We start from the raw sequence: 25,887 nt of genomic DNA, 5'->3' as shown, positions 1-25,887 counted from the left end.
CAGGTTCTGGAGATGCAGCCAGCGGTCAGCAATCTGGGTGATGCCCGGGAGCAGATGACGTCCATCTCCGATGATGCACAGAAGGCGACCGCAAACCCGGCCGATCTGCAGGCGCAGATTCAGCTGCTGGAACAGCAACTGACGGACCTTAAAAAGTCGGTGCTGTTGATGAGCGCACCGGAGGGGATGGCGCTGACCAGCGGACAGCACCTGCATGTATCGGCCGGTCAGAACCTGATTGCCACCGCCGGAAAAAATGCAGACGTCAGCGTGGTGAAAAATCTGTTTATCGGGGTGGGCAATGCCCTGAGCGTTTTTGTGCGTAAGCTGGGCATAAAGCTGATAGCAAACCAGGGACCGGTACAGGTACAGGCGCAGAACGATCTGATGGCATTGCTGGCACGAAAAGAAATCAGCATCGTAAGCACGGAAGATGAAATAAAAATCATCGCGAAGAAGAAGCTGACTCTGAATGGTGGTGGGAGCTATATCAGGATTGATGCAAGTGCGATTGAATCTGCTACTGCAGGTGAATATCGTACGAAAGCAGGACATTATGGGCGTAAGGCAAGCGCATCAGAAAAGGTCACGCTGCCTGTCTTTCCTGTAATGGAACCTGGCGAACAAAGCTTGCGTTTTGCTTTCCCTGGCGCCGATAGTGTCAGCCAAAGTATGGACTGGATGACAAATCAGCCATACAACATTACTGACAGCAATGGGAAAATCCTGTCGACCGGCACGGTAGACAGTTCAGGTCGCTTCCCAAAAATAGTGCTGCCTGAAAGCGATACATTAAACTTAATCATAGGGCGAGAGACTTGGCTCAAAGAAGAGCTTCCAACATCAGTCGAAGAGGCTGAGGTAGATAGTGCGGAAGATATAGAATCACTGGAGTCTGATACCGATTCGGATGATACCGAGACAGCAGAAGATCATACTTCTGCGCTAACAGAATCAATGATCGCAAAACTATTAAATTTAACTACGACAGGGTGATCTATGTTAAAGGAAATTTGGAAGTCTATTTTTTGCTTTATGATCGTGCTTTCTAGCTTTAGTGCATCTGCTACTTGCTTAAAGGAAGGGGATAAAGTAAGTCTGACAGGAGTTGTTAGCGAAAAATTATACTACGGCCCTCCTGGCTGGGGGGAGGATAAAGCGAATGATGAGAAGCTACATGAGTGGATATTGCATTTAAAACAGCCACTCACGTGTGTAACAGACGCAGATACTGACAACCAAAACTGGAATCAGGACGTTCAGTTGATAATGCGTGATAGTAATGACTATAAAGCAAATAAAAGACTTCTAGGAAAAAGTGTCAGTATTGATGGCGTAATATTTCTTGCAGAGACCGGATATCACATGACGCCTGTTTTATTAGATGATGCCAAGTTTGAAGTTGCAGGCAAATAGCAGAGAGGATTAATTAAAATGCGCTTTATAAATGCTATTTATCATGCATCGACAAAAACGGTAGAATATGAGTCATCAAATGGCACAAGATTGTTAAAAACTGGGGGCTCACTGAATTGGCGATTCAATAACCCAGGAAACCTTATTTCTGTAAAAAATCAGAAAGGAAAAATCGGTATTGGAGTTGTCTACAATCCAGACAAACATTCATTCGCAATATTTTCTAGCATAGAAGCTGGTGATAATGCCAAACGATCTCTGCTCAAAAGAAAATATAAGGATTTTACTATTCCAGAAATGATGAAAAAATATGCTCCGGGGAATGATGGTAATAACCCTGAAGCTTATGCCAATTTTATCATGTCTGAAAGTGGGGTCGCTCAGGGGGAGAAAGTAGGAGAACTTGACGATTCAAAATTCAGTAAGGTAATCAAGGCAATTAGCAAAAAGGAAGGTGGCTTGAAGCCGGGCACCGAAAAATGGGTGTATGTGACAAATGTGACTGTTTCAGACGGCTCCCGCCCAGTTGCTGATGTGCCATTTAAAGTGACGCTCGGAAGCACTAGCTACGAGTGGAAAACAGACGCTTACGGCAAGCTCAAGACAATCATTCATACGAAACAAGGAATGGCTATTGTCGTCAAATATACTAATTCTGCTGGAAAAGAGGATGTTGTTTATTCAGCAGTTGCTGGGGATGAAACGAAGAATATACTGCTCACGCGAAATTTTTCTCAATTCTCTGCAAAAACTCTTGCCGATACTCCCAAAGTTCCACGTGCGAAGAGTACTCAAAAACCGATTGAGTATACAGTCATGTCAGGCGACACTCTCTCGAAAATTGCCGAACGTTATAAGACAAGCACTGATGAGATTGCCAAAAACAATAATATAAAAGATGTGAGTAAGATCTTCCCTGGCCAGCATTTGACTATATATGGTGTCAATGCTAATGGGCCTTCGAACTATACCGTTGTTCCAGGGGACACGTTGGTGAAGATCGCAGAAAAAAATGGTGTGTATGTTGATGATATTGCGCGGCAGAATAATATATCAGATCCTAATAAAATATACCCGGGACAATCAATTTCTATAGACAAAAGTGGCAATGTTACGTCTGGTCAAACTGAAAAGCCAGTTGCAAATCCGATAGCCTCAAAACCAGCTATTAAAAAACCTGAAAAAAATAGTATAAACAATGAAAATAAAAAAACACTTGATTCAGTTGGAGGGAAAAATTCTGGTAATCCGATTGCGTTACTACCTCATGATCAGAGAGAGGCTCCGTGGATGGCGGTTGCATTCGAGGAGGGAGAGACTCGATGGAAATGGGGGCGTGTAAAGGAAGGCGATGGCGGAATAAACTACCATAAGAAGACTGGCATTAATATGTCTTCCATGGTTGGTAATTCTAATCCGTGGTGTGCTTCTTTTATAAATTATTGCCTTAAAGAGTCAGGGTATTCGACATCTGGTAGCGCCAGTTCTCAATCTTTCTCGAAAAACAAAAATTTTATAAAAATATCTCAACCTATATACGGTGCAATAGTTGTTTTGCGGAAAAAAGGATCTTGGACAGGACACGTTGCTTTTATATACTGTTTTTTTGAAGATGGTGAAATAGGTGTGCTTGGCGGAAATCAGGGAGATAGTGTTACTATAAATCCATTGTATCAAGTTTATATAAATGGGCGGTTACATTATGAATTGATAGGGTTCTATGTACCTAAGCCATATTATGCTTATGCACAAAAAACAATAAGTTCAGGTTTGAGGAAAACAACAATGTCTAATATTGCAGAGTTGCGTGAAAGCCTTGGAGCCAATCTACCCTCGAATGAAGATGAAAGAACAAGGTGATAAATAAAAAATTTAATACTGGAGGTAATATGAAGTATCATTATGTTTTAGCGTTGTCACTTTGTTACAGTTCCTCTGTACTGGCAGTAGAGTGTATGGATAAATCAAATATAGATTCTCTAAGAGAAATTTTCAAAACAAATAACAAGAAATTGTTGATTGAAATGGCTTCAAAAGAAGTGAAGCAATATATTGAAAGTGACTTACTTATCAAAAATAAATACAGTACACTTGTTAATGTATCTGAGGTTTACTATGGTTGGGGAGTGGACAAAAAGTCTAAGTATCCTGTTAACACATCGGCAGTTTTCCCAAATGAAAAAGTGTGTGTATGGAATGTATCTTTTGCACTACCGGAGTCTATGAGAAAAAAATGTGATGATGATGGTGCCTATGGGTATTTTATTGAATTTAAGAAAGTTAATGGGGAAACAGTTCTATATAAGTTTACCTCTTTGTTTGACTCACTTCCTGACGGAACTTTAGCTTGCAAAACTGCAAATAAGTTTATGCTACAAAAATAGCTTGTGAGTTTTGAAGTTCGCATCTCATTTTAAATAAAGGGTATTATTGATGAATTGTTATTCGGCACTTTTGCTGCTGTTTAGGTTGAGTTGCATATTATTTTTGTACCCAGTGAGCTCTACTTTTGCTAAAGATCTAACCCCTAAAGTAAGGTGGAAAGACAATTCTGGTGAGCATTTACTGGTGATAAAAAAGGAGATTAACCAGAATAACATTGGAGAACATTTGTCAGTAAAACAGGTGACGAAGGGAAAGGATGATTGGATTCTAAATGATTATGTTAATGACTGTGAAGTGGATATTAATCTGAATTTGATAAAAGAATCAATTGAAGTAAACAATAGTTTTGCCGATGGCGAAGGCACTGTTTTATTTGCTTATAAAATTGGATGTATTGGTGGGATAGACCCAGTTACTGTAAAGTATTTCGCGTATAAAAATGGAGTAAAATATTCCCTACGAGGGGAAGAGCATATCATAGTTGAAAACGGTGGGTATGGTGGAGAAAGCCCTCCGGTTCCAGATTACAATCTAAAAAACGATAAGCAACTGCTAAATTACATGCTGAAGAAATGGAGGTCTATTTCAACGACCAAATTAAATTAACGTGTTTATCCTTCATTAAAATAATGAACCTTTTTTGATTGTGACCTTTCACGTGGTTTTAAGTAAATTATTCCCTCACCTCATATTTACCCAAAGCCAATTTAGTTAATCTGTAATATGAGAGAATGAATGTTATATACACTTAAACATTTGCCAGAATGCTACCCCAGACCTAAGCCTCTGAAATTTTCTCGTTGGATTATTGCTCTGATTGCCATGCTTTCGGTCAGTGTTATATTAATGCGTATATTTGGGCGTTATGTTGAAAACCTGTATTTTTGGAAAATTGCTTTAGGTGTGCCTATCGTTTTGTGGAGTGTTCCGTTTGCTTCTTGTCTGCTTCTGTGGGCATTGCAGGATAGCAAAGCAAATGCTTTCGACAAACAACGAGAACAATGGATTCTTCGCGAAACCCGTAAGGCACGTCGTGCACTGCAGGTGCTGAATGCAACATTCATTACCGGCCACTCATCAGTTGCTCAGAAAGATACAGCTATTGCGATGCAAAATAACGATAGCATTATTGTTTCGCAGGTCGACCGGGATGGTAATGAAAGCTCCAGGATGAGCCAAATTTCTTCTAGCCCGCAGGACTCGCTAAAATTTGTGATAACGAATATTTTTTCGAAGTTGATTGCTGGCATTCCTTTCGCACATATCCCTGACAAAGTACCACTGGTCATATTTTTTGATGTAACAACATCGCTGCCTCTGGAGAGTATTCGCCATTACTGGGATGAAACCTGGCAAAATAGCAATATTACTCTTCCTGTTGAATATGGTGAGGGGAGTGGGCTCAGTGTAATCGACCGTTGGTTGAATGAACGTATTAAAGATAAAGCAATGCTATTGATTGTGGGTCTCCAGTTAAAGCCTGCCGAATCTGACAACACAGCTGAAGCCGGTGTAGCACTACTTCTTGGCAACCGCCTGACGCAGGAGGCTCTCGAACCTCTCGCGCTGCTGCATCGGCCAGATGCTGCTCCAACCGGTGAGCTGAGGGAGGGGATGAACATGGCTGCCTATAACGCCCCGCTCAGAGAAAATATCGTGAAAAATATGTGGCTTGCCGGGCTGACGGGTGAGCAGCGTGCAGAAGTTATCGCGTGCCAGAATGCGCACCCTGCGCAATCTGTAGAGGACGAAGCCGTCATTTCGCTCGATACATCTATGGGACATGCCGGTGCCGCGGCCCCCTGGCTGGCTATCGCTGCCGCCACCGAAATTGCCCGACAAACTCAGTTACCACAGATGATTATCTGCGGTGATACCACACAGAATGTGCTGTGGAGCACGCTCATTACCCCGATTGCTTCCCGACAGGAGATGGATCCGTGAAGCTACCCTTAGCACCGAAGACTACGGAAGGCCGCTATCTTGCTGTCGCATTGATTTTCTTTTTGCTGTTGGCCGTTATGACGTTCATGGTCTGGAAGCACCCGGATATAGCCGGGATTGAAGACGGAAGTCAGCAGCAAATTCACTGGCTCATCGCCGGCGGATGTATTTCAGGATCTGCCCTTATCGTATCCGTAGTGCTTCTGGCGGCAGTTCGTAGTGCCGGTAAGCAGGAGTTTAATGCGCTTGTCGACAATACCAACGGTGATGATGAGAAAAAGAAACGGGAAAATGATAAAGCACCTGTTCACCCTGCAGTGGCCATGTGTAACAAGATTCGGGGACATCTTCGCTCCCGTGTTGGCCTTTACTGGCGTCGTAAAACCCGTCTGCTGTTAATCACTGGCGATGAGGCAGCAATCGAACTGCTGGTACCTGGCCTGCAGGAAAACCAGTGGCTTGAAGGTAACCGTACCGTTCTGATTTACGGCGGCAGTCTGACTGCTGAGCCTGATAAAGAAAAATACGCCGCGCTGCGTAAACTGCGTCGCGGGCGCCCACTGGACGGTATTGTCCGCGTCATGCCGCAGTCGCTTAACCTGACCCCACAAATCAGCGACAACGATTTACGCGGGCTGGAAAAGCTCAGCGAGCTGCTGCATTACTCAGCCCCGGTCTGGCTGTGGCAGCTGTGCGACAGCGCCTGGCCGCAGGCGACGCGCCCTGAGCAGGCGGTGGGGGCCAGCTTCCCGCCACGCGCCAGGGAAGACGATATTACCCGCCAGCTTGAACTGATGCTGCCGGCCCTGCGGGCGCAGGGGGTGAGCCAGGTCGCTGAGAACACCCGCCATGACTTCCTGCTGCGCCTTGGCCAGTACCTCAGTGACGGCGGTATCGCCCGCCGGGCCCGGCAACTGGCGCCGTGGCTGTATAGCTCACAGCAGCGCATTCCGCTGCGTGGCCTGATGTTCAGCCTGCCGGACAATAAACACGCCGGTGCGTCACAGGAAAAAGACGAATATGTCCCGGAATCACAGCGCCATGCCCTGACTCTGCCGGTGATCTGGCAGGGGATTGTTGATGACTGTACCCGCGTGCGCGGTCGCCGGGTCGGTATGGCGTGGGAGCAGACGCTCGCCTGGACGCTGATGACTATCACCGGGGTCTGGGGAGCCGGGCTGTTGCTCTCTTTTGCCCTGAACTACAGTCAGATTTCCTCTGTGGCAGGTCAGGCCCGCAATCTGGTGGAGCATCCCTCTGTATCGGATTATCAGCTGACGGCCCTGCATACCCTGCGTAATGAAGCCGGTCGCCTGCAGCATCATATTCAGGACGGTGCGCCCTGGTATCAGCGCTTTGGTCTGGACCATAACCAGCAGCTGTTCGACGCGATGCTGCCCTGGTACGGCGTGGCGAACAACCGTCTGATACGCGACCCGGCAAATGAAGCGCTTAAGCAGAAGCTCACCGCGCTGACAAATTCTGCCCCCAACAGCGACCAGCGTGCACAGCTGGCGAAGCCAGGTTATGACCAGCTGAAAGCCTGGCTGATGATGGCCCGTCCGGATAAAGTCGATGGCGCATTTTATGCACAGACCCTGAAAGCCGTGCAGCCCACGCGGATGGGGATTTCAACCGGCCTGTGGCAAAGCCTGGTGCCGGATTTGTGGGCTTTTTATATCGCCGAGCTGCCCGCGCAGCCACAGTGGAAAATCACACCGGATGCGCAGCTGGTGAGCCAGATTCGCCAGGTGCTGCTGCAGCAAATCGGGCGTCGTAACGCTGAAAGCACCCTGTATGAAAATATGCTCAAGTCAGTGCGTCGTAACTTCGCCGATGTTTCCCTGGAGGACATGACCAGCGGTACCGATGCGCGTCGACTTTTTACTACCGAGGTGGTCGTGCCGGGCATGTTCACCCGCCAGGCCTGGGAAGGGGGCATTCAGCAGGCTATCGAAAAGGCTGCAAATTCCCGCCGGGATGAAATCGACTGGGTGCTGAGCGATTCCCGTAAAGCCGTATCGGCAGATCTGTCGCCGGAAGCGCTCAAAGCACGTCTGACAGAGCGTTATTTCATTGACTTTGCCGGCAGCTGGTTGAATTTCCTCAACAGTCTGCACTGGAACCCGGCAAACAATATTGCGGACGTTACCGACCAGCTGACGCTGATGAGCGATGTCCGCCAGTCGCCACTGATTGCCCTGATGAACACCCTCGCCTGGCAGGGGCAAACCGGCCAGCAAAACGAAGGCCTTTCGGATTCCATCATCAAATCGGCTAAAGACCTGGTCGGCGGACAGGATAAACCGGCGATTGACCAGTCTGCGTCAGGCCCACAGGGGCCGCTCGATGAAACCTTTGGCCCGTTGCTACAGCTTCTGGGTAAAAACAAAGGTGGTAATGTCATGTCGGCGGACAACACCCTGAGTCTGCAGACGTATCTGACCCGTATCACCCGCGTGCGTCTGCGACTGCAGCAGGTGGCCAGCGCTTCTGACCCGCAGGCAATGATGCAGACCCTGGCGCAGACCGTATTCCAGGGCAAAAGCGTGGACCTCACCGACACTCAGCAATACGGTAGCCTGATTTCGGCAAGTCTTGGTGAGGAGTGGAGCGGATTTGGCAGCACAATGTTTGTGCAGCCGCTGACCCAGGCCTGGGAGACCGTACTTCAGCCGTCGGCAGCCAGTCTGAATGACAAATGGAGCCGCTCGGTTGTCGCGAACTGGCAAACTGCCTTTGACGGCCGTTTCCCGTTTGCTGCCAGCAAAAGCGATGCCTCTTTACCGATGCTGGCTGAATTTGTCCGTAAGGACAGTGGACGGATAGAGCGCTTCTTGTCGACAGAGCTCAACGGTGTGTTGCACAAAGAGGGCAGCCAGTGGGTACCGGATAAGGTCAACAGCCAGGGACTGAACTTTAACCCGGCCTTCCTGCGGGCCATTAACCAGCTGAGCCAGCTGTCAGACATCCTGTTCACCGATGGTAGTCAGGGCATCAGCTTTGAGCTGCAGGCGCGTCCTGTGCCACAGGTGGTGGAGACGCAGCTAACCATTGATGGACAAAAGCTGCACTACTTCAACCAGATGGCCGACTGGCAAAGCTTCCGCTGGCCGGGAGAGACTTACAAACCGGGAACGATGCTGACATGGACCACGGTCAACGCCAGTGCGCGTCTGTTCGGGGATTACAGCGGGACCTGGGGCTTTATCCGCTTGCTGGACTTGAGCAAGCGTCAGCAGCTGGACCGCAGCCAGTGGATGATGAGCTTTACTGCACCGGATGGTCGCACCCTGCAGTGGGTGCTGCGCTCACAACTCGGAAAAGGCCCGCTGGCGCTGTTGGATCTGCGTGGTTTCACGCTGCCGGATCACATATTCAGTGTCGACAGCGCGGCCACCGCTCAGGCGCTGATGGCTAATACGGAAAACAATGACATGGAGGGCGTCGAATAATGAGCACATTGCAGAATTTGGTTATCGCCTGTCAGGCTGACGATGCTCAGCTGCGTGAACAGGCGCAGACGCGCACGGATAACTGGCAGCCCTGGCTTGCTCCGGTAAGCGTAGCCAGTCCGACCGGGGAAGACCCGGGATATGACGATGATTTTCAGCGTATCCGCGAAGAGGTTAATAAGCTCTCCGGAATTGATACCGAACTGATATGCACGCTTGCTGAAAAGTTACTGACCACCACAGCCAAAGACATCCGTATTGCGACCTATTACTGCTGGGCGCGACTGCACCAGGATGGCGAAGCCGGCTTTGCCGAAGGGCTTGAACTGCTTGCCGGATTATTGCAGCGCTACGGCATGCAGCTTCACCCGCAGCGGGACCGAAGCCGCAAGGCTGCACTGGAATGGCTTGCCGGTAGCCGTGTTCTGGACAGTCTGTCACTGTTTCCGGAGGTCATCCGCGAGGATGCACAGCGTACCGCCGGGGCCTTGCTGCTCATCAGTACCCGTCTGGAGACCGAGCCGGAAGCATCGCGGCCAGAGCTGAATGCCCTGTACAGCGGGCTGGAGTCTCGCCTGATGAAGGCCGGGGGTGTGGATGCCGTGGTACCGCAGAACGCAGGGAATAAGGCGCAGTCACAGCCCTTTACGCATGCGACCGAGTCAGATGCGCCGGTTCTGAACCGCATCACCTCCGGTCAGGATTTGCTGGCCCAGGCCCGTACCCTGACGGGATATCTGCGCGAGCAGCCTGATGGCTGGCTAGCCGCACACCGGCTGATGAAAAGCTTGCGCCATGACACGCTGAGAGCGATCCCTGCACCGGATGCCGAAGGGAAAACACGTATCGAACCACCGCGGGCTGACCAGCGGGCCATGCTTAAACGGTTGTACCTGCAGCAGAGCTGGCTGGAGATACTGGAGCAGGCGGACAGCACCTTCTCGCGTGGTGCTAATCACCTCTGGCTGGATTTGCAGTGGTATATCCACCAGGCTCTGGTGAAATTGGGGCACGATGTGCTGGCCGATATCATCATCGCCGATCTGAAAGGGCTGCTGAGCCGTCTCACAGGACTTGAAACGCTGGCCTTTAATGACGGAACGCCGTTTGCCGATGAGGTCACGCTCAACTGGATAAATCAGAGCGTGCTGGACGATTTGTCCAGCTGGCGGGATGAGTCGGTCAGTGCTGCTGGTAAGACAGATAACGATATCCTGCTCCTCGAGCCGGAAGCGCTGGATAAAGCGGACACTGACGGTCTGGATGCCACACTTCACTGGCTCCAGACCCATCCTGGTTGCGACTCTACAAAAGACAAATGGCTGCTGCGCCTGCTGATGGCCCGCATAGCCGAGCAAAAGGGTAAAAATGAGCTGGCCCTGCATCTGCTGGGTGAGCTCGATAGCGCCGCACGGTCAATCACCCTCACGCAGTGGACACCGACACTGCTGTTTGAAGTGAAATCTCGTCGCCTCAGACTGCTGCGCATGAAAGCCACACGCAGTGAAACCGATAAGTCACGCCTTCAGCCTGAGATGGACCAGCTTTTGGCCGGTCTGATTGCGCTCGACCCGGCAGGCAGTGCGGTGCTTTGTGGGTAACAGGACGGAATACAACTAAAAGGAAAACATATGCCAACAGAAGGTTTTTATCTGGTGCAGGGTGACAAAACGACCTGCGGCGGGAGAATTACCTCGGGCGCCGAGGATCACACTCTGTTTGATAAACTGGTTGCGCGTGAGCAGGACAGCGTGACCTGTGGAAAATATCCCGGGCTTTACAGGATAGCCGGTGGCATCGACAACGATACCATACACGGCAGGCGAATGGCCGGAACACTCGATAGCTACAGTACCTGTCCATGTAAGGCTAAGTTTATTCCGTCGATGATGAATGATACGTATGAGAAGAGTTCGGCTGGTGCAATTTCAGATGCAGGAGGAGCTGGAAAGACATCGTTTCTGGCTGGCTCACAGGCTGATACGATGTTTGCTCCGGGAATTGATTGTAGCCAGTCTGGTCAATATGACCTTGCGGGAGAGTGTATTGCAGAAACGAATGAACTGAGTGATGGCGTTTTCCTCTGGACAGAAACCCAAGGTGCAGGACATGCTTTCGTTTCAATACACTTTAAAAATATGATCTATGTGTTCACCTATGGACGATATGATCAGGAAGGATTTAGTCCTGTAGGTGAAGGCGTGTTGATTAAATATTCCAGCGAAAGAGCGGTAAGGTTTTACGCAAAAGAACTTTATCGAATGAGGGCGTCAGTTTTTAAAATACTGGACGTCGATGAATCCAACACGCTATCAATATTTAATGCTTAATGGTCATCCAGCAGCGTTCACCCTGATGGAAAAAATACCAGTGCGGAAATAAAAGAAGATGGGCGCGTTATTGATAGATATAACCTGGCAGTTAACAACTGTACTACAACGTCAGTAACGGGACTTAAAAAAGCAGGTACAGGAATATTTGACGTGAGACTGCTAGACTCTTTGGGTTACAGTGAAGACTTTGCGATCCCATCGTCTTTGAATGCTTATCTGGAGGATTTAGCTCTAAATCCAGCTGATATGCGAATAATTAAAATGACTGACGAATTTAAGGGCAGCTATCATAACGCTTCAGATTATAAAGAAATTGATGGTGTAGGCAGCGGTAATGAAACTGCCGGGGCAATAGGCAAAGGAAGTGGGCTCACCGGAAAAGGCTCGAGCGGTTATGCCCCCACAACATTCAGCCAATCCCAGGGAATTGAGAATGATTAAGCGTATACTGCTAGCTTTTGTGCCTGTAGCCTTGTTTTTACTGGTCAGTACAACAATTCTTTCCCTTTCACTCATGGATATCAAATACACTTTTGAATCCGTGTTAATTGGAACAACTCTGGATTATTTGGTTGACGAAACCTACTCCATTGTTTGGCTGTTTTATGGTTCTTCGAATATTGCTTTTGTTGTTATTTATATTGTCTCTCTTATGGTGTTTAAGCGAGTAAGCAAGAAATATTAGTCGATACCATATCAATAAGTTGCAGGCTGTGATGGCTTCACTTGATCCCTGAATACTGTTAAACATTCAATCATATTGGTTTTCTATGGACGACTTAACCCTGCGTTATTATGACGCCGAAATGCGCTATCTGCTGGAAGCCGGCGAAGAGTTTGCGCGTGCTCACCCCGAGCAGGCAGCAATGCTCAACCTCGATAAAGCCGGTGCGCGCGACCCGTATGTTGAACGCCTGTTCGAGGGCTTTGCCTTCCTGATGGGGCGCTTGCGTGAAAAGCTCGATGACGACCTGCCTGAACTTACCGAAGGGCTGGTCAGCCTGCTATGGCCGCATTATCTTCGTACCATTCCGTCGATGTCAGTGGTGGAGTTCACGCCTGACTGGCTCGAAATGAAAGAGCCGATGCGCATCGTCAAAGGCTTTGAGGTGAACTCAAGGCCGATCGGTGAGAAGGGCACGCGCTGTCGGTACACCACCACCAAAGAGATCACCCTTCAGCCATTGTCGCTTGAGAGTGCCCGGCTGGCAACCGATCCGGATGGCCGTTCGGTCATCACGCTGCGCTTTAACTGCAGCCATCTCGCCGACTGGAGTCGTATCGATCTCAGCCAGATCCCGCTCTACTTTAACGCTGATGCCCCGCTGGCCTGCTCCATGCATGAAGCCTTTACCATGAACACAGCGCGCCTCTGGCTGCGGATGCCGGGTGACATGGACAGAAGACCGCTCGACGGATATTTCACCGCGCTGGGCTTTGGCGATGATGACGTCCTGTGGCCGAAAGGAAGCAGCAGCTTTAGCGGATATCAACTGCTGCTCGAGTACTTCACCTTCCGTGAGAAATTCATGTTCACCGGGCTGCGTGGGCTGGAGACCATAGTCTTTCCGGCTGAGCTCCCCTGGTTCGAAATCGACGTGGTGCTGGCAGAACGCTGGGAGCATGATTTCAGCTTTACCGAAAAGCATCTGCGGCTGAACTGTGTGCCGGTGATCAACCTGTTCCCGCTGGAATCTGACCCGCTGACGCTCAACTCCCTGCAGACCGAATACATGCTGCGCCCGATGCGCGTGCAGGATGGCCACACCGAGATATATGCGGTGGATTCGGTGATGTCATCGAGCCAGCATACCTACGTGCCATTTTCAAGCTTCCGCCACAAGGGCGGAATGATGCGCCATGAAGCCCCGGAATATTACTATCACACCCGCGTGCGCCGTGGCCCGTCGGGGTTGCATAACACCTGGCTTATCCTCGGCGGGGAAGCGTTTGATAACCACACGGTGCCGGAGGATGAAAGCCTGTCGCTGACGCTAACCGGCACCAATGGCCAACTACCTCGCAGAGCGTTGCAAAGTACCGTGCTCGATACAGTGATGAAAACCACTTCAGCCAGTATCGCCGTGCGTAACCTGTGTGCGCCGACGCTGCCTTGTTATCCCCCGGCGCAGGACCGTTTCCACTGGCGCGTGCTGAGCCACCTCGGCAGCGGGTTCCTGTCGATGATGGACAACGCCGACGTGCTGCGCGGCACCCTGGCGCTGTATGAGTGGACCGACAGCGAGATGAACCGCCGTCGTCTGGAGGCGATTATCGATGTGAAGCACAGTGAAACGGAACGCTTTGAGCAGGGATATCTGGTGCGCGGGGTGCAGATTGAGGTGACGCTTGAGAGCAACGGCTTTGCCGGGCGCGGCGATATCTGTCTGTTCGGCGAGATGCTGAGCCGCTTCTTTGCACTGTACACCGATATCTATCTGTTTAACCGCCTGATTATTATTCTGCAACCGACCGGAGAGCGCCTGGAATGGGAAGAGAAGCACAACCGCCGCATTCCCGGCTGACCCCGCGTCTGGAGGCCGATCTTCACCGCATAAACTTTTATCGTTTATGCCAGCTACTGGAGAAGCGCCATCCGGACAGGCCGCTGATGGGCTCTACCAGCCATCCTGCGGATGACCCGGTACGCTTTGCGCCGCACCCTGGAATGGGGTTCCCGGCCAGTGAACTGAAGGCTGTCGAGTATGACGAGGATGATGACAGTAGGCCACCGCTTATCCGCACGACCTTTATGGGGATGTACGGTGTTGATTCGCCTCTACCGACCGCCTATCTCGATGACATTTCCCAGCGCCGGGAAGGACATGAGGCGCTGCAGGGGTTTCTGGATATTTTCAGTCATCGCATCCTGACGCAGTTTTACCGCGTCTGGCGTAAATACTCGTATCCGGCCACGTTTGAGCCCGGCGGTACCGACAGCATTTCGCAGTCGTTATTGGGTCTGGTTGGTCTGGGAATACCGGGCACTGCGGATCATATAGCCACGCCAGTGTCCCGCTTTCTGGCGCTACTGGGTGTGCTGCAGCAGCCGGGCAAAACTCAGGAAGGGATGCAGGCACTGGTGCGCCTGCTGGCCCCCGATACGACGGTGCAGGTGAGTCCGTATTGTCTCCGGCCTGTAGAGATTGAAAGGCCGCTGGGTTTTTACGGTGACGAAGAGTTTCTGCTTGATGGCAATACGCCTCTGGGTGACGAAGCGATGGATGCCAGCAGTCAACTGCTGATTGCGCTCACGACGGATAACGAACAGGAAGCGCAGGGCTGGAAACCGGACGGTCTGTTGTATCAGGACTTTCTGGTGATGCTGCGGGTTTATCTCGGGTGGCGTTTTAAGGCAAAAATTACTCTGACCACCCGGACCTGCCTGCTGGCTGCGCCGCCGCTCGGTGAAGGTCGCTTCTGGCTGGGGATGAATGGCGTGCTGGGCGCGGAAGACGAATATCTCCTGGACGATATCCCGCAGACCTTCACGACGGAACTGGGCTATTACACCGGCCTGCAGCCCTCAACACCACAACAAGGAAACCGACGTGTTACGTACAAATTCAATTAAGACTTCGCGCTGGCTGCTACCGCTGCTGGCATTCAGCCTGGCAGGCTGCGGGGTGACGCAGAGCGTCACCGATGGCACTAAATCGGCGTTTAACGCCGTGTTCTACAAAAAAATCAAGGTGCTGCACCTCGATTTCACCGCACGTGAGGCGCTGAACACCGACTCCCGTGAAAGTAACTCGCTGTCTCAGCCGGTGGTGATAAGGGTTTACCAGCTCAAAGACCGCAAAACCTTTGATAAGACGGTGTATCAGCAGTTGCTTCAGGATGATAGCACCATTCTGAAAGACGACATGCTGGCCAGTCGTGATGTCGTGGTGAAACCGGGTGGCGATGCAAACCTTGATATGCCAATGGAAGAAAAGGCGCAGTTTGTCGCGGTGGTAGGGCTCTTCCGCCATCCGGATATGGACAACAACGCCTGGAAGCAGGTTATCAAACGCAGTGACCTGGATCCGGATAAACCACGTATCCTGGAAGCAGGTGATAACTCTCTGACGCTACAGCCGCTTAAGGAAGACTGATGCCCTACGGACATAACGCGCCTTCGCTGTATGAAATGTTAACGGGAAATTTTACAGGCGGACTCAACCTTAGTCAGGTCAGTGAAGAAAATCAGGTCATCCTCTCGGTGCTGGATAACATGCAGCGCGTTCTCAACTGTCGTGCCGGTACGCTGTCGCATCTGCCAGACTACGGGCTGCCGGATATGACCAAAATTCTGCAAGGCATGCCGGGAACGGCCCATGAGCTGATGGGCACATTATCTGCCGTCCTGCTCAAGTATGAACCCCGCCTGAAAAAAATAACCGTTGTCCTGCTGGAACAGAACGTCCCCGGCGAACTGCGTTATGCCATTGACGCTGAACTTAAAGGGATTGGTCTGGTGCGCTACGGGACTGAGTTTATGCCCGAAGGACGGGTCCTGTTAAGGCATCTCAGGCAACAACAATATCTCGATACGACCCTCCGTATATAAGGTTTGATAACATCATGTCAGTAAAATCACAGTTCCTGAAAAAGTTGCAGGCACGACAACCTGCACCAGTTCCTGCCATCAGCAAGAGTCAGGCTGATATTGCAGAGTTTCGCCAGCGGATGGCTCAGCTTCAGGAGCAAATGGACGCGTGGCTGACGGATACGGGACTGAATGTGGAGCCACTGACCGTATCCGTTCCGGATCTGCTGGTGGAGGGCGGGGCTTTTGAGATTTCCGGTATCGTTTTGCGCTATGACAGCCGGGCGGTCAACTTTATGCCGATCTTTCTGTATGGACAGGGCGTCGCCGGTTGTGTCGAGGTGACTTTCTATTCCGGGGACAAGTTGATTTCTCAAGGACGTCTGTTCATGCGGGTGGGGAACGCAAATGGCTGGATCTTTACTCCCCCTGATACCTCATCCCGGTCCGGACAACTATTTGATGAAGGTGTATTTTTCGGTCTGATTTTAGCGCTGCTGCCATAGCGATATTTCTGAGTCATTGCACTTTTAAACGCAAAATAGCCCCTCACATCAACTGACGAAATTAACCACACGGATATGCAGGCCCTCCAGGATGACCACACATATAACGTTAAAAACCGGCGGCGACCCGCGCACGCTGCCAGATTACGCTACTCTCCGCGATGAACTCAGCAAGCTGACGCATCCTGCTCGCCCGGATGTAAACTGGCAATATGTCGAAAAACGCTGTCTCTCTCTGTTTGAACAAAACGGTGTGGAGTTGCAGACTGCGGCCTGGTACACCCTTGCCCGGACTCACCTGTCTGGATTGGCTGGCCTGAACGAAGGGCTGGCGATTCTGGAGGCCCTGATTAGCCATCAATGGGACGTTTTCTGGCCGAAGACGCTACATACTCGTCTGGAAATCCTTACCGGCCTGAGCCAGCGACTGCAGCAGCGCATGCGTATGCTTCCACTCAACAACAGCCATCTAAGTGAGCTTTACAGTGCTGAAACGTTGCTTACCCGGCTGAGTGCGGTGCTCCAGCGTCTTGAACTGAAACACCTAAGCCAGTTCGATACGTTACGAACAATGATACGTTCGAATGCTGAACGGCTGGAAAGCAGTAATGACGCATCAGATCTGAATGCACGCATGATGCCCGGTTGCGAATTACCTCAGGAAAGGGCAGAACCGGTTGACGACGTGAAATGGGTCTATGTTGTGCAGCCGGAAAATCAGCCTGATGCAGAGGGTCTTACGACAGCGCACGGGTCGGTCAGACCATGGAAGCCCTTTGTCGCCGGGATGTGTTCTATGCTGGTGGTCTGCGTCGTCGTGGCGTGGGGAGGGGGCTTTCTGTCCAGACCCGATCCCTTAACGACTCAGGCTGTTGCCTCGCTGGCGCCGTTACCTGAAGCGCTTACACCTGCTCAGCAAGAGGCATTAGCACAGCGAGGCACTTTACCGCCCACGTTTATTACAGAAACGCAGCAGCAGCTTGCCCGACTGGATAAGCTGCCCCCTGACTGGAATATTTCCTACAGCCTTGAGCTGTTAGCGCAACTCCAGACGGTGCGGCCGGAGGAGGCAAAGCCGCTTGCCGTGCAGTGGCAGCAAAAATTTAACGCGGCAGCGTTGCCTGCTGAGGCCATGAACAGCTGGTATCAGGGAATGATGAAGCTACAGCAACTGAGCCATCGGCTGAGTAGTCTGGATGAGCAGAAGGGAAAATATATCACGGTGAGTGAGCTTAAATCGGTAGTTTTTTCGACTATACAGTCATTTAACCAAACAATACCGGCTGAAGAACAACTCAGACGCCTGTCACAGCATCCCGCAGGAGGTGTGCTTCCTGAAGCTGAAAAGACCCAACTGGAGTTGCGTCTTAAACAGCTGGCAACGCGTTACGCTCAAATAAAACGGGATTCTTCTTCGCAGTGAATTCTGCGATGGACAGGCGAATGTGTTCAACAACGCGTGGAGGTCAAAGTGTCCCCTGCAGGAATCGAAAATGTATTTATATCTATGTTTTATAAAGGTAATTTAAGTGGTTGTTTTGTTGATACCATCATGGATACCATCAAACGATAAAAACATCTCATTAAGGCCATAGAGATCGGCCTATTCCGTCAGTTTCAATAATGAATAGTTGGATGAAAAAACGACGGGGCAGGGGGCTGGCAAATCTGCGAAAAGGTTGAAAAATGCGCAAAAAAGTTATCACACCCCACGCATTATACAATGCTACTCGCAAACCAGCGCCAGTTCTGTAAGTTAGGGGTATATCCCCTAAAGTATTTTTTTCACTTTCTGTATACCGGAATGGCTTTAAATCGCTCACCGTCCAGCGCTATAACCGGGTTTAACCATGTATACCATCGCTTCATGATTTGCCATCTCATAATCGCTTGGCCGCTGGTTCAAATGCAGCAGGAGCCACTATGCAAAAAAGCGCTTGTGAGAAATGGCAGGCCCTAAGAAAGATGGGCACATTGGACAGGTGCTCAAAAAACGCCTCATCCAATATGCGATGCGCTGACATGAACAAGTCAAACCCTGCTCCCACAAAAGACTGTATTGCCTGATGTGGGTTGAATGGGAGCAAAGCTGGTTTTTTCGGCTAAGATTGTATCGAAGTCGGAAGTCTTTCCGTTTTTTCTACAATTTTTGCTGTGAGTTCATCAGGCCCCATATCTTCTGCAATTTCTAACTCTTTCAACTTAAGTTTATCGATCAGGTCGTTATATCTAAGATCATACTCATTTAAAATATGCTTCCACGTTTTGACGTAAATTTTCATATTTGTTGTTTTTTGAACCAAGCCAAACTCACCATGTATTTTATTAGTTTCTAGATCTGATGATAAATTTGCGGCAGTGATTTTACTATTAGATATATCATTCCCAACTAAAATAAAATCCCATTTTGTATTTTCGTCTTTGAATTCATCAGTTGCAGATATTATATTTTTATATAGTTTTATTTGTGCGAGTTCTTCATCACCGAGTTTTATACTTGGTTTCTTTAATTCAATCACAATGCAATGAAAGTATTCTTCATTGTTTTCAGTGTAGCGTTTTGTTTTTTGCGCTGCAAATATATCCATTTCTTTATTTTTGTCTGGGTGCTCCACACTATACTTATTATAATGTTCTTCGTTAAAGCCTTTAATTTTCTCAAGGTATTTCCTTAGAGCTTTATCAAACTTATCTTCTTCGGATGCAACTAGAGTGTATTGCTCCCCAAAAAGCCATAAGTTATTTTCTATACTCTTTTGAATGTGTTTTACCTCATACGACTCTTTCTTTTTTTCATATAACATTTTTTTAAAATAATCAATAATATCCAGTCTGTCGTTAATGAATGATAAAGTCCTAGTGATATTAGAGAGTGAACTTCTTTTTATTACGGATGAAAGTTTATCAACCTCATCTTCGGATAAGGAAACTATCCCTTCAAAAATATCAAAGAGATTGGATAAGTTATTTGTTTCAACAATTCTATCCAATAGTTTAATTAGGATTTTCTTTTGTTTCTTATTTAATGATGAGAAAATTTGAGGTTCAGCCTCATAAATTACTTTAATAGTTTCAATGAGTTGATTCCTTTTAAATTCATTGAGCATTCTATTCTCACCTTTATACTCTGGAAATACACCCTCATTTAAATAGCTTTGAATGAGTTGATCTGCTGCATTATTTTTATATTTTCTGTACTCTTCCCTTAATTGCCCCTTAACCTTAAGGCTGATATATTTAAAAGCATCTGAATCAACACTGTTTTCCGATTCACTAAACAAATCACTTGATTCAGAAAAATCATCAAACCAACTTGATGTGACATAGGATGAACAATCAAATCCTTTTTTGTTCATCTCAGAAAACTCTTTGTAAACAATATCACCGAGGTTGTTTAAATAATATATGTATGATTTTTCTACTACTGGCTTGCTGGACCATATGACTGTTTTTGAGTTGAAATCTTCATCTCCAAACTCAGTAATATTTGAAGTTGAAGAATATCCGATTGGGCTCATAGGTTGGCCGTTTATTTTTAAATTTAATTTTGGCTTGGCCACCAATAACCACGATATATCGTTCTGCAAAAAAGGTATGACTGTTGAGCTAAAATAATCCTCAGCCATTGTTACGGGGTTAAATACGACCTTAGTTCCAGAGTTTTTACGATGGCATGTGGATAAATCTGAGTGCTCATATTCATTCAGATGCGATGAAACTATAGTTAGCGTAAATTCCTCTCCATTTCGCCAACTATTCCATTCGGCTTTGTCAGCGAATTTACAGAATGAAAATCGCCCCTTACCTTTATGCCCTCTTGTGACAGGTGTTCTTTTTGCTTTCTTCTTGGAATCTAAAAATTGCCCAAAGGTTTCATCGACTTCATTGAAATCGATGCCAGTTCCATCATCAATGATTTCTATTGAGGATATTCCACTTAAACCATTCGGAATAACTGTAATGTTAACATTTGTGGCCTCGGCATCAAAAGCATTCCAAATATATTCGGAAATGGCTTTTTCAACCGTAAGTTTTTCTAATTGGCTTTTAATACTTCTTTCAGAATTTTTTGTTTGTTTTTTTTGAATAGCCATAATAATCCCGACTTAATCAGACTCCTATGTTAGAAATGATTGTATATGTTTTCTGTGAAAATTCTATAAATTACACGTAACACTTTGTTTGATTTCTGATTTTGATAGGGCCATCTCAGTTACGACAACAAGCTTAATATTCGCAAACCTCTTATCTATGTGTGCCCAGTACCCACAGCATTACCATTTATTTCCATTCCGTGCGCAGCCCCGCCCGCCTGCCCGCTTCGCTTAACAGAATGGTTTTCATGCACCCGGTAAATCGCCTCAGGAGCCGCCACACAAGGGCTTTCACGTCAAAAATGATGCATGAGACTCATGCGTTTTCATGCGCCATAGACATGCACTCATGCGCTCTCAGGCCAGCCAGGAAAAAGGCGTAAAAAATCCCGGTGCCGGGCCGGGATTAGGTAGGCGTTTTTTGCTAATCAGACAGGGATTTGCTGGCGGCTTGATAACTTTGATGCAGAGCCATAGCGATTGAGCGTTTGCTGTTGTTTTTCCGGCATTTGTGCTTTGTCTGATTCCTGTTCATTGCGCCGGGGCTTCATAATTATCGTATCCACACTTTCCAGAGCGGTAAATGTGCAGGAACATTCAAGATTCTGGCACTGATACCATGAGCGTTTAACCGACGGTGCTTCATAGGCGGTGGTTCTGGCGTGTGCAACGGTGCCGCATTCAGGACATTTCAGCGCCATCAGATACCCTCCATATCACGGTTACGTTTCTGCAGCTCTTCACGTTCCTGACGGATCTTCATTTTGTGAAGGGCCGCCGGTGACGGGATTTTGCTTAAATCGACACGAGCCGCATAATCCGGCGCAACGCCCGCCAGTTTGAACACAGGGTCCTGTTCCGGCATCGCAGCGTTAGTAAGAGCCGGTCTGGTGATATGTTTGTGAATAAAGTCTTTCAGTACTGTGTCCGGGTCATTAACTGAATTCACCACCCCCACAACGGCACTGGCTTCCCGCCCCATTGTGGTTTTGAGCAGGCTCAGTGTCTGGATTAACGCCTTGCCATGCGCCTGCATGAAGTCTTCCCAGATTTGCTTTGCGCGAATTTCCACAAGGGTGTTATGTGCGCTGATATACTGCCCGGCTAATTTCCCGGCTTCCTGCGGTAATAAGGCATTTTCGCTTTCCTGAGCTGCCAGCAGTTCATCAAAATCCTCAAGCGTTTCGCGTCCCAGCGCAATTTCCGTGCGCAGCTTTTTCATTTCCTTTGAGACAACGCCCTGACTTTCACGAAACAGCGTGCGCCACTCCTCATTCAGTGCGTTCGTCGTGGCTTCCATTTCAGCCCGGCGCTGGCGGATAGTTGCAATATTATCCGCTGCCGCTTTCTGCCGACGACGTGCTTCAAGCCATGCGCTTCTGGCTGTGTTCAGGGTTTCCAGCGCCCGCTGCGTGACAGCCGGAAAAGTGGAAAGGTTGTTATTCTCTGCAGTGTTGTTCATGACTTCTCCTGTCGGGTTGGTTCGTTACGTCAATTGTGTCGTGGCTGACACAAGCGCACTATCGGTGCTCAGTGTGTGGTAGCTGGCACAACGGGCGTTTGCGGTTATTCAGACGTGGCTATGAAAGCCAGCCAGATAAAAATGCCTCTGCTTCAGCCTGCTTTATGTCCCCGATGCGGTGGAACAGGTGGAACAGGTGTTACAGCCTTGTTTTGTAATGCATTTATAGGTAAAGCACAGGTGGAACATCGCGGGTAACAAGGTGGAACAGCGGATCGGCTGGCGTTCCACCTGTTCCACCTCACTATTTCAGAAGGTGGAACAGTTTCAGCCCTTGTAAAACAAGGTTGTTCCACCTGTTACACTTGTTACCCTTAATAAATAAAACTCACGCAAAGCCTTAACCCGGAACCTCGCTGTTGAAGACATAGAGCCTGCGGGGATTCATCTCTGGCGGGCGAATGTTTGTCTGCAGCTTGCCATCGGTGGAGGGCAGCAGATATCCACGATCCGCGCACAGACGTGCCACCTTGCGCGGGTCAAATCCCCGGCAGATTTCTTTCCAGCCGGACGGCATGACGTAGAACGTGGTGACGGCTTCCGTGCCCTGCGCGGTACTGCCTTTCTCCACCCTGCGCCAGCCCACCATATTGCCGGGGCGGTTACGCTCGTCGTGCCAGTCAGCAAAGCGGCTGTACTGATTCGCGGTAAAGAAGCTGCGTACCTGCTCCAGTGCGGCAATATCTTCCTGATTGGCGGTGTGCCCGCGATCTTTCAGCCATGCGTTCAGGCAGACGCGGGTTGCCCGCAGCGCTTCACCCTCAGGCCAGCCGGTGATACCCAGCCGGGTTGCCAGCTCGCCCGCCATCGCCACCAGTGCAAAGCGGTTCACAGCCCGGCCCACCTGATTGCCCGCATCTTTCGGGGTCAGGGCGGCGGTATATTCCTTCATCAGTGACTTTGCCTGTGCCGTCAGCCCGTTAAGGTCAGCGGTCAGGGCTTTCAGCCACTCCCTGAACGGCGAACCGTAGTAGCTGGACGTGGCCCACTCCAGATGTTCCGCCAGAGCTTTGCCGCTGTCGAAGCCGTGCAGCTCCTCAAATACGCCAAACTTCCCGGAATCGCTGGGGATCTGGATCATCCTGACTTCCATCCCGGCAAAGGTACGCTCCCCGGCTTTTGCCGCATGTTCAGTCAGTGACAGCTCGCCGGTTGAAAAGAACAGCAGCCGCCACTGCTTACGGGTGCGCAGCTCACCGTCCGTACCGGCACGGCCCTTGCCCTGACCGTTTGCCAGCATGTAGGCGATATTGCCAGCCTCGCGTCCGTCCACCTCCCGGATCTCATCGAGCATCATGGCGGCATCGTTGCGGCGGCTGGCGCATCCCTCCAGCGCGTTGCCGGTTGCCCGCCACGTCTGCCAGTAGTCAGGCCCGCCGCAGACGGAGGTTGCCGCTTTCATGGTGGTGGTCTTACCGTCCGTCGATTCCCCCTTGAGGTGGTAGCCGCCGCCGTCCATACCAACCAGCCGTAACAGTGGTGCAGCAAAAGCCAGACTGACGGCAAACGCCACGCGGGAGTTGCCGGTGCAGTAGCGGGATACGTGCTCCCGCCATTCCTCCGTTGTGCCCGACACGCGGAAATCACGCCCCTGCACGGAAGTGGTCTGGAGAATGACACTTTCCGCACCTTCACCGCTGACCTCATCCTGCAGGACGTAAACCTGACCATGCCACCCGGTACGGCTGACGCAGGTCACGCGGCGTTCCGGTTTACACAGCGAGATATATTCCATCAGGCGTGCGCGGGCCTCGCCGGTGGTGCTGATATAGGACAGCCCGTTAACCAGCAGTACCCGGCGCAGTTCCTCACCGCTGCCGCTCAGCATTTCCATCGGCATCGCCCAGCGGCGGCGCTCACCCCACGTATCTTCCCACTCCAGCAGTCGCCCGAAGTTACCGCCATCGGCATCGCAGGTGATTGCCGTCACGCGCAGCGGATTGCATATTTTGACGTTCTGGATCTCCGTCTCACCGTTGCGCTGTACCTGTTTTTCATACCAGAGATATTCCTGGGTAAGACGGAACCCGTGCGGCAGCTGCGTGCGGCCTTCCCCGCACAGTACCAGACCGTTACGAAAGGCTTCACGGGCACGGGTAATACCGTGCTCCCGATGGAAATCATTCCAGTCAGCCTTAATCTCTCCCGGTGGCAGCGTCATCCAGCCGCCGACGGCTTTTGCCGCCCGTTCAGCAAAGGATCTGCCGGGATTCTCGCCCCCGTCCTGAAAATCGTTATCACCGGCGATGATAATTTTTACCTCAGGCCAGCGTGCCCGCAGCGACTGCGCCACGTTGGGCAGGTTGCCCGCAGATATGGCAGCAACTACGCATCCGGCGGTGAGCTGGCTTACCGTCAGCGCCGTGGCGTAACCTTCGGTAATCACCACCTGTACCGGCGGTTCAGACGGTAACGGGCTGAGCGCCACAAACGCGCCTTTCATCGTACTGCCGGGCAGTATGCTTTTTTCACCCGTCGGGGCGATAAGCTGCGCACCGGTCACGGCTCCGGCGTTGGTGGTGAGCGGTAACAGCAGGGAACCGGCAGGAAAATCCTTACCGCTGATATGCTGCACGCTCCCGGTCAGGGAGGCCGGGTATCCGGCGAACCCTTTTCCGGTCAGATAGGGGCTTTCTCCCGTGTGGCTCTCTTTCATCAGCGCCGCCACGGTAAGGCTCATGTCACGTTTAGGGGCTTTTTGCCTGGCGGGCTTAACAGACAGTTCCTGCACATCCGGCACATTAAGCACCTGCGCCACCTCCTGCGCGGCCTTTCTGACGCCGTAACCGGTTATGAGCTTAACCAGATCCAGACCGTCACCATTGCCGCACTGGCTGCAAATCCACGTCCCGCGCCCGTCAAGGTCATCGAGGCGAAAACGATCCTTGCCCCCACATTTCGGGCAGGGACCGTGCCTGCCGTTTTCAGGTACATCAATACGCAGCATCTGCAGAATAACGGGCCATTTCCCCTGTGCAGCCTCTGCAACCTGTGAAACTTTCTGTGTTGTCATACTTCCCCCTGATACAGCGCCGCACCCGTGCTGCAGAAGTCATCAAAAGCCGCCGGAAGCGTACGGTACAGCTCCGTCATCACTTCACAGCCGCGCACGGTCAGTACCGGCGGCGCGGTCAGCAGTGACGGCTCCAGCATGTCAGTCAGCAGTGCCAGTGCGGCAGCGGCTCCCTGTGCTTCGCCATATTCGTTAATCAATGCGCACTCGATATGCAGGGCAATGGCCATTTCAATACGTTCAACCGTCAGGCTGTGCGGACCATATTGATCGCTGCCGGTTTCGTTCAGCGTTTTCTGCCGCCATGCCGATGCAATAGCCCGCCGGTACAGCGCGGTGGTCATTTCTGCCGGGAAAATGGAAACCTGCGGCTGGTTCATCTGACACCTCCTTCAATCAGTGCGCAGCTGTGCGCAATATCCGTCAAATCTGCCCGCAAGTACTCCATCAGCGCGGCGACACCCGGCGCACAGCCTGTATCGAGCGCTCCGACCTGAGACGGGTATTCAGAAAAGAGAAGCTGGAGCAGGTCGCAGGCATTTCTTGCGCGGGTCAGCTTTCCGAAACCGTCCTCTGACAATCCATAGGCAAAAGCACCGGCATTGTGTTTTTCAGGCAAAGTGTGGCCCTGAGCACTGTTGTGCCCGTTTGAAATATTCATCGTGGATTACTCCGTTTTCAGCGGTGT

Annotated in this window: 22 protein-coding genes and 1 pseudogene; 17 read left to right on the top strand and 6 right to left on the bottom strand. The window is 50.3% G+C overall.

The features are described from left to right. The 17 genes and pseudogenes from C6A40_RS08190 to C6A40_RS08110 all read left to right on the top strand — a co-directional run. Nucleotides 1-996 (top strand): DUF2345 domain-containing protein (locus tag C6A40_RS08190; RefSeq protein WP_133293455.1); only part of this gene is annotated, 996 nt, incomplete at its 5' end. Between the two features lie 3 nt (nt 997-999). After that, nucleotides 1,000-1,416, top strand: coding sequence for a DUF4431 domain-containing protein (locus C6A40_RS08185; RefSeq protein ID WP_039266813.1), 417 nt, complete (start codon nt 1,000-1,002; stop codon nt 1,414-1,416). An 18-nt stretch (nt 1,417-1,434) separates the two neighbouring features. Further along, complete coding sequence (locus C6A40_RS08180; RefSeq protein ID WP_045334242.1) at nt 1,435-3,276, top strand: TIGR02594 family protein; 1,842 nt, start codon at nt 1,435-1,437, stop codon at nt 3,274-3,276. 29 nt (nt 3,277-3,305) lie between these two features. Then, complete coding sequence (locus tag C6A40_RS08175; protein WP_072205015.1) at nt 3,306-3,800, top strand: sugar ABC transporter permease; 495 nt, start codon at nt 3,306-3,308, stop codon at nt 3,798-3,800. Nucleotides 3,801-3,849: 49 nt separating this feature from the next. Then, nucleotides 3,850-4,407: a M949_RS01915 family surface polysaccharide biosynthesis protein gene (locus C6A40_RS08170; protein WP_039266811.1), complete on the top strand. Its 558-nt coding sequence runs from the start codon at nt 3,850-3,852 to the stop codon at nt 4,405-4,407. Between the two features lie 129 nt (nt 4,408-4,536). Further along, nucleotides 4,537-5,745 (top strand): hypothetical protein, encoded by a 1,209-nt coding sequence (locus C6A40_RS08165; protein ID WP_039266810.1) that lies wholly within the window; start codon nt 4,537-4,539, stop codon nt 5,743-5,745. Next, the gene (locus C6A40_RS08160; protein WP_045334245.1) at nt 5,742-9,200 is read left to right on the top strand and encodes an ImcF-related family protein; all 3,459 of its coding nucleotides are present in this window, start codon (nt 5,742-5,744) and stop codon (nt 9,198-9,200) included. Before C6A40_RS08165 ends, C6A40_RS08160 begins: the two co-directional genes overlap by 4 nt. Beyond that, nucleotides 9,200-10,801, top strand: coding sequence for a type VI secretion system protein TssA (gene tssA / locus C6A40_RS08155; RefSeq protein WP_045334247.1), 1,602 nt, complete (start codon nt 9,200-9,202; stop codon nt 10,799-10,801). The genes C6A40_RS08160 and tssA overlap by 1 nt, the downstream gene beginning before the upstream one ends. A 30-nt stretch (nt 10,802-10,831) precedes the next feature. Further along, nucleotides 10,832-11,110: pseudogene (locus tag C6A40_RS08150) on the top strand (PAAR domain-containing protein); the annotation flags it as partial. 573 nt (nt 11,111-11,683) lie between these two features. Next, on the top strand, nt 11,684-11,974 hold the full coding sequence (locus tag C6A40_RS08145) for a hypothetical protein (RefSeq protein ID WP_114191259.1): 291 nt from the start codon (nt 11,684-11,686) through the stop codon (nt 11,972-11,974). Further along, nucleotides 11,967-12,218: a hypothetical protein gene (locus C6A40_RS08140; protein WP_045334249.1), complete on the top strand. Its 252-nt coding sequence runs from the start codon at nt 11,967-11,969 to the stop codon at nt 12,216-12,218. The genes C6A40_RS08145 and C6A40_RS08140 overlap by 8 nt, the downstream gene beginning before the upstream one ends. 85 nt (nt 12,219-12,303) lie before the next feature. Then, complete coding sequence (gene tssF, locus C6A40_RS08135; protein ID WP_045334250.1) at nt 12,304-14,058, top strand: type VI secretion system baseplate subunit TssF; 1,755 nt, start codon at nt 12,304-12,306, stop codon at nt 14,056-14,058. Next, nucleotides 14,022-15,107 carry a type VI secretion system baseplate subunit TssG gene (tssG, locus tag C6A40_RS08130; protein WP_045334252.1) on the top strand — a complete coding sequence of 362 codons (1,086 nt, stop codon included), beginning with the start codon at nt 14,022-14,024 and terminating at the stop codon, nt 15,105-15,107. Before tssF ends, tssG begins: the two co-directional genes overlap by 37 nt. Continuing rightward, entirely contained in the window at nt 15,085-15,630 is a 546-nt protein-coding gene (tssJ, locus tag C6A40_RS08125) for a type VI secretion system lipoprotein TssJ (RefSeq protein WP_045334254.1), read from the top strand. The genes tssG and tssJ overlap by 23 nt, the downstream gene beginning before the upstream one ends. After that, entirely contained in the window at nt 15,630-16,085 is a 456-nt protein-coding gene (gene tssE / locus C6A40_RS08120) for a type VI secretion system baseplate subunit TssE (protein ID WP_025912749.1), read from the top strand. Before tssJ ends, tssE begins: the two co-directional genes overlap by 1 nt. A gap of 14 nt (nt 16,086-16,099) precedes the next feature. Next, on the top strand, nt 16,100-16,570 hold the full coding sequence (locus C6A40_RS08115; protein ID WP_023325796.1) for a hypothetical protein: 471 nt from the start codon (nt 16,100-16,102) through the stop codon (nt 16,568-16,570). A gap of 91 nt (nt 16,571-16,661) precedes the next feature. After that, a complete protein-coding gene (locus C6A40_RS08110; protein WP_045334256.1) occupies nt 16,662-17,993 on the top strand; it encodes a VasL domain-containing protein in 1,332 nt (443 codons plus the stop codon). Nucleotides 17,994-18,672: 679 nt separating this feature from the next. Here C6A40_RS08110 and C6A40_RS08105 read toward each other — a convergent pair. From C6A40_RS08105 to C6A40_RS08080, 6 genes are all read right to left on the bottom strand, one after another. Beyond that, nucleotides 18,673-20,664: an ATP-binding protein gene (locus tag C6A40_RS08105; RefSeq protein WP_114191258.1), complete on the bottom strand. Its 1,992-nt coding sequence runs from the start codon at nt 20,662-20,664 to the stop codon at nt 18,673-18,675. A 428-nt stretch (nt 20,665-21,092) separates the two neighbouring features. Further along, the gene (locus tag C6A40_RS08100; RefSeq protein ID WP_061357369.1) at nt 21,093-21,365 is read right to left on the bottom strand and encodes an ogr/Delta-like zinc finger family protein; all 273 of its coding nucleotides are present in this window, start codon (nt 21,363-21,365) and stop codon (nt 21,093-21,095) included. Continuing rightward, on the bottom strand, nt 21,365-22,126 hold the full coding sequence (locus tag C6A40_RS08095; protein ID WP_061357370.1) for a phage polarity suppression protein: 762 nt from the start codon (nt 22,124-22,126) through the stop codon (nt 21,365-21,367). Before C6A40_RS08095 ends, C6A40_RS08100 begins: the two co-directional genes overlap by 1 nt. Before the next feature lie 400 nt (nt 22,127-22,526). Continuing rightward, on the bottom strand, nt 22,527-25,199 hold the full coding sequence (locus C6A40_RS08090; protein WP_061357371.1) for a TOPRIM and DUF927 domain-containing protein: 2,673 nt from the start codon (nt 25,197-25,199) through the stop codon (nt 22,527-22,529). Next, nucleotides 25,196-25,579 carry a DUF5375 family protein gene (locus C6A40_RS08085; protein WP_061357372.1) on the bottom strand — a complete coding sequence of 128 codons (384 nt, stop codon included), beginning with the start codon at nt 25,577-25,579 and terminating at the stop codon, nt 25,196-25,198. Before C6A40_RS08085 ends, C6A40_RS08090 begins: the two co-directional genes overlap by 4 nt. Beyond that, nucleotides 25,576-25,860 carry a hypothetical protein gene (locus C6A40_RS08080; RefSeq protein WP_061357373.1) on the bottom strand — a complete coding sequence of 95 codons (285 nt, stop codon included), beginning with the start codon at nt 25,858-25,860 and terminating at the stop codon, nt 25,576-25,578. The genes C6A40_RS08085 and C6A40_RS08080 overlap by 4 nt, the downstream gene beginning before the upstream one ends. Nucleotides 25,861-25,887 lie beyond the last annotated feature (27 nt).

It is taken from the genome of Enterobacter sp. GER_MD16_1505_Eko_090 (assembly GCF_003331015.1).
Taxonomy (GTDB): domain Bacteria; phylum Pseudomonadota; class Gammaproteobacteria; order Enterobacterales; family Enterobacteriaceae; genus Enterobacter; species Enterobacter roggenkampii.
The sequence above is the reverse complement of the archived record's forward strand: the minus strand, read 5'-3'. Positions and strand labels throughout refer to the sequence as shown.

Coding starts and splice junctions, on each gene's coding strand:
- C6A40_RS08185 (WP_039266813.1), top strand. CDS start 1,000: ATGTTAAAGGAAATTTGGAAGTCTATTTTTTGCTTTATGATCGTGCTT.
- C6A40_RS08180 (WP_045334242.1), top strand. CDS start 1,435: ATGCGCTTTATAAATGCTATTTATCATGCATCGACAAAAACGGTAGAA.
- C6A40_RS08175 (WP_072205015.1), top strand. CDS start 3,306: ATGAAGTATCATTATGTTTTAGCGTTGTCACTTTGTTACAGTTCCTCT.
- C6A40_RS08170 (WP_039266811.1), top strand. CDS start 3,850: ATGAATTGTTATTCGGCACTTTTGCTGCTGTTTAGGTTGAGTTGCATA.
- C6A40_RS08165 (WP_039266810.1), top strand. CDS start 4,537: ATGTTATATACACTTAAACATTTGCCAGAATGCTACCCCAGACCTAAG.
- tssA (WP_045334247.1), top strand. CDS start 9,200: ATGAGCACATTGCAGAATTTGGTTATCGCCTGTCAGGCTGACGATGCT.
- C6A40_RS08140 (WP_045334249.1), top strand. CDS start 11,967: ATGATTAAGCGTATACTGCTAGCTTTTGTGCCTGTAGCCTTGTTTTTA.
- tssF (WP_045334250.1), top strand. CDS start 12,304: ATGGACGACTTAACCCTGCGTTATTATGACGCCGAAATGCGCTATCTG.
- tssG (WP_045334252.1), top strand. CDS start 14,022: ATGGGAAGAGAAGCACAACCGCCGCATTCCCGGCTGACCCCGCGTCTG.
- tssE (WP_025912749.1), top strand. CDS start 15,630: ATGCCCTACGGACATAACGCGCCTTCGCTGTATGAAATGTTAACGGGA.
- C6A40_RS08115 (WP_023325796.1), top strand. CDS start 16,100: ATGTCAGTAAAATCACAGTTCCTGAAAAAGTTGCAGGCACGACAACCT.
- C6A40_RS08110 (WP_045334256.1), top strand. CDS start 16,662: ATGACCACACATATAACGTTAAAAACCGGCGGCGACCCGCGCACGCTG.
- C6A40_RS08105 (WP_114191258.1), bottom strand. CDS start 20,664: ATGGCTATTCAAAAAAAACAAACAAAAAATTCTGAAAGAAGTATTAAA.
- C6A40_RS08100 (WP_061357369.1), bottom strand. CDS start 21,365: ATGGCGCTGAAATGTCCTGAATGCGGCACCGTTGCACACGCCAGAACC.
- C6A40_RS08095 (WP_061357370.1), bottom strand. CDS start 22,126: ATGAACAACACTGCAGAGAATAACAACCTTTCCACTTTTCCGGCTGTC.
- C6A40_RS08090 (WP_061357371.1), bottom strand. CDS start 25,199: ATGACAACACAGAAAGTTTCACAGGTTGCAGAGGCTGCACAGGGGAAA.
- C6A40_RS08085 (WP_061357372.1), bottom strand. CDS start 25,579: ATGAACCAGCCGCAGGTTTCCATTTTCCCGGCAGAAATGACCACCGCG.
- C6A40_RS08080 (WP_061357373.1), bottom strand. CDS start 25,860: ATGAATATTTCAAACGGGCACAACAGTGCTCAGGGCCACACTTTGCCT.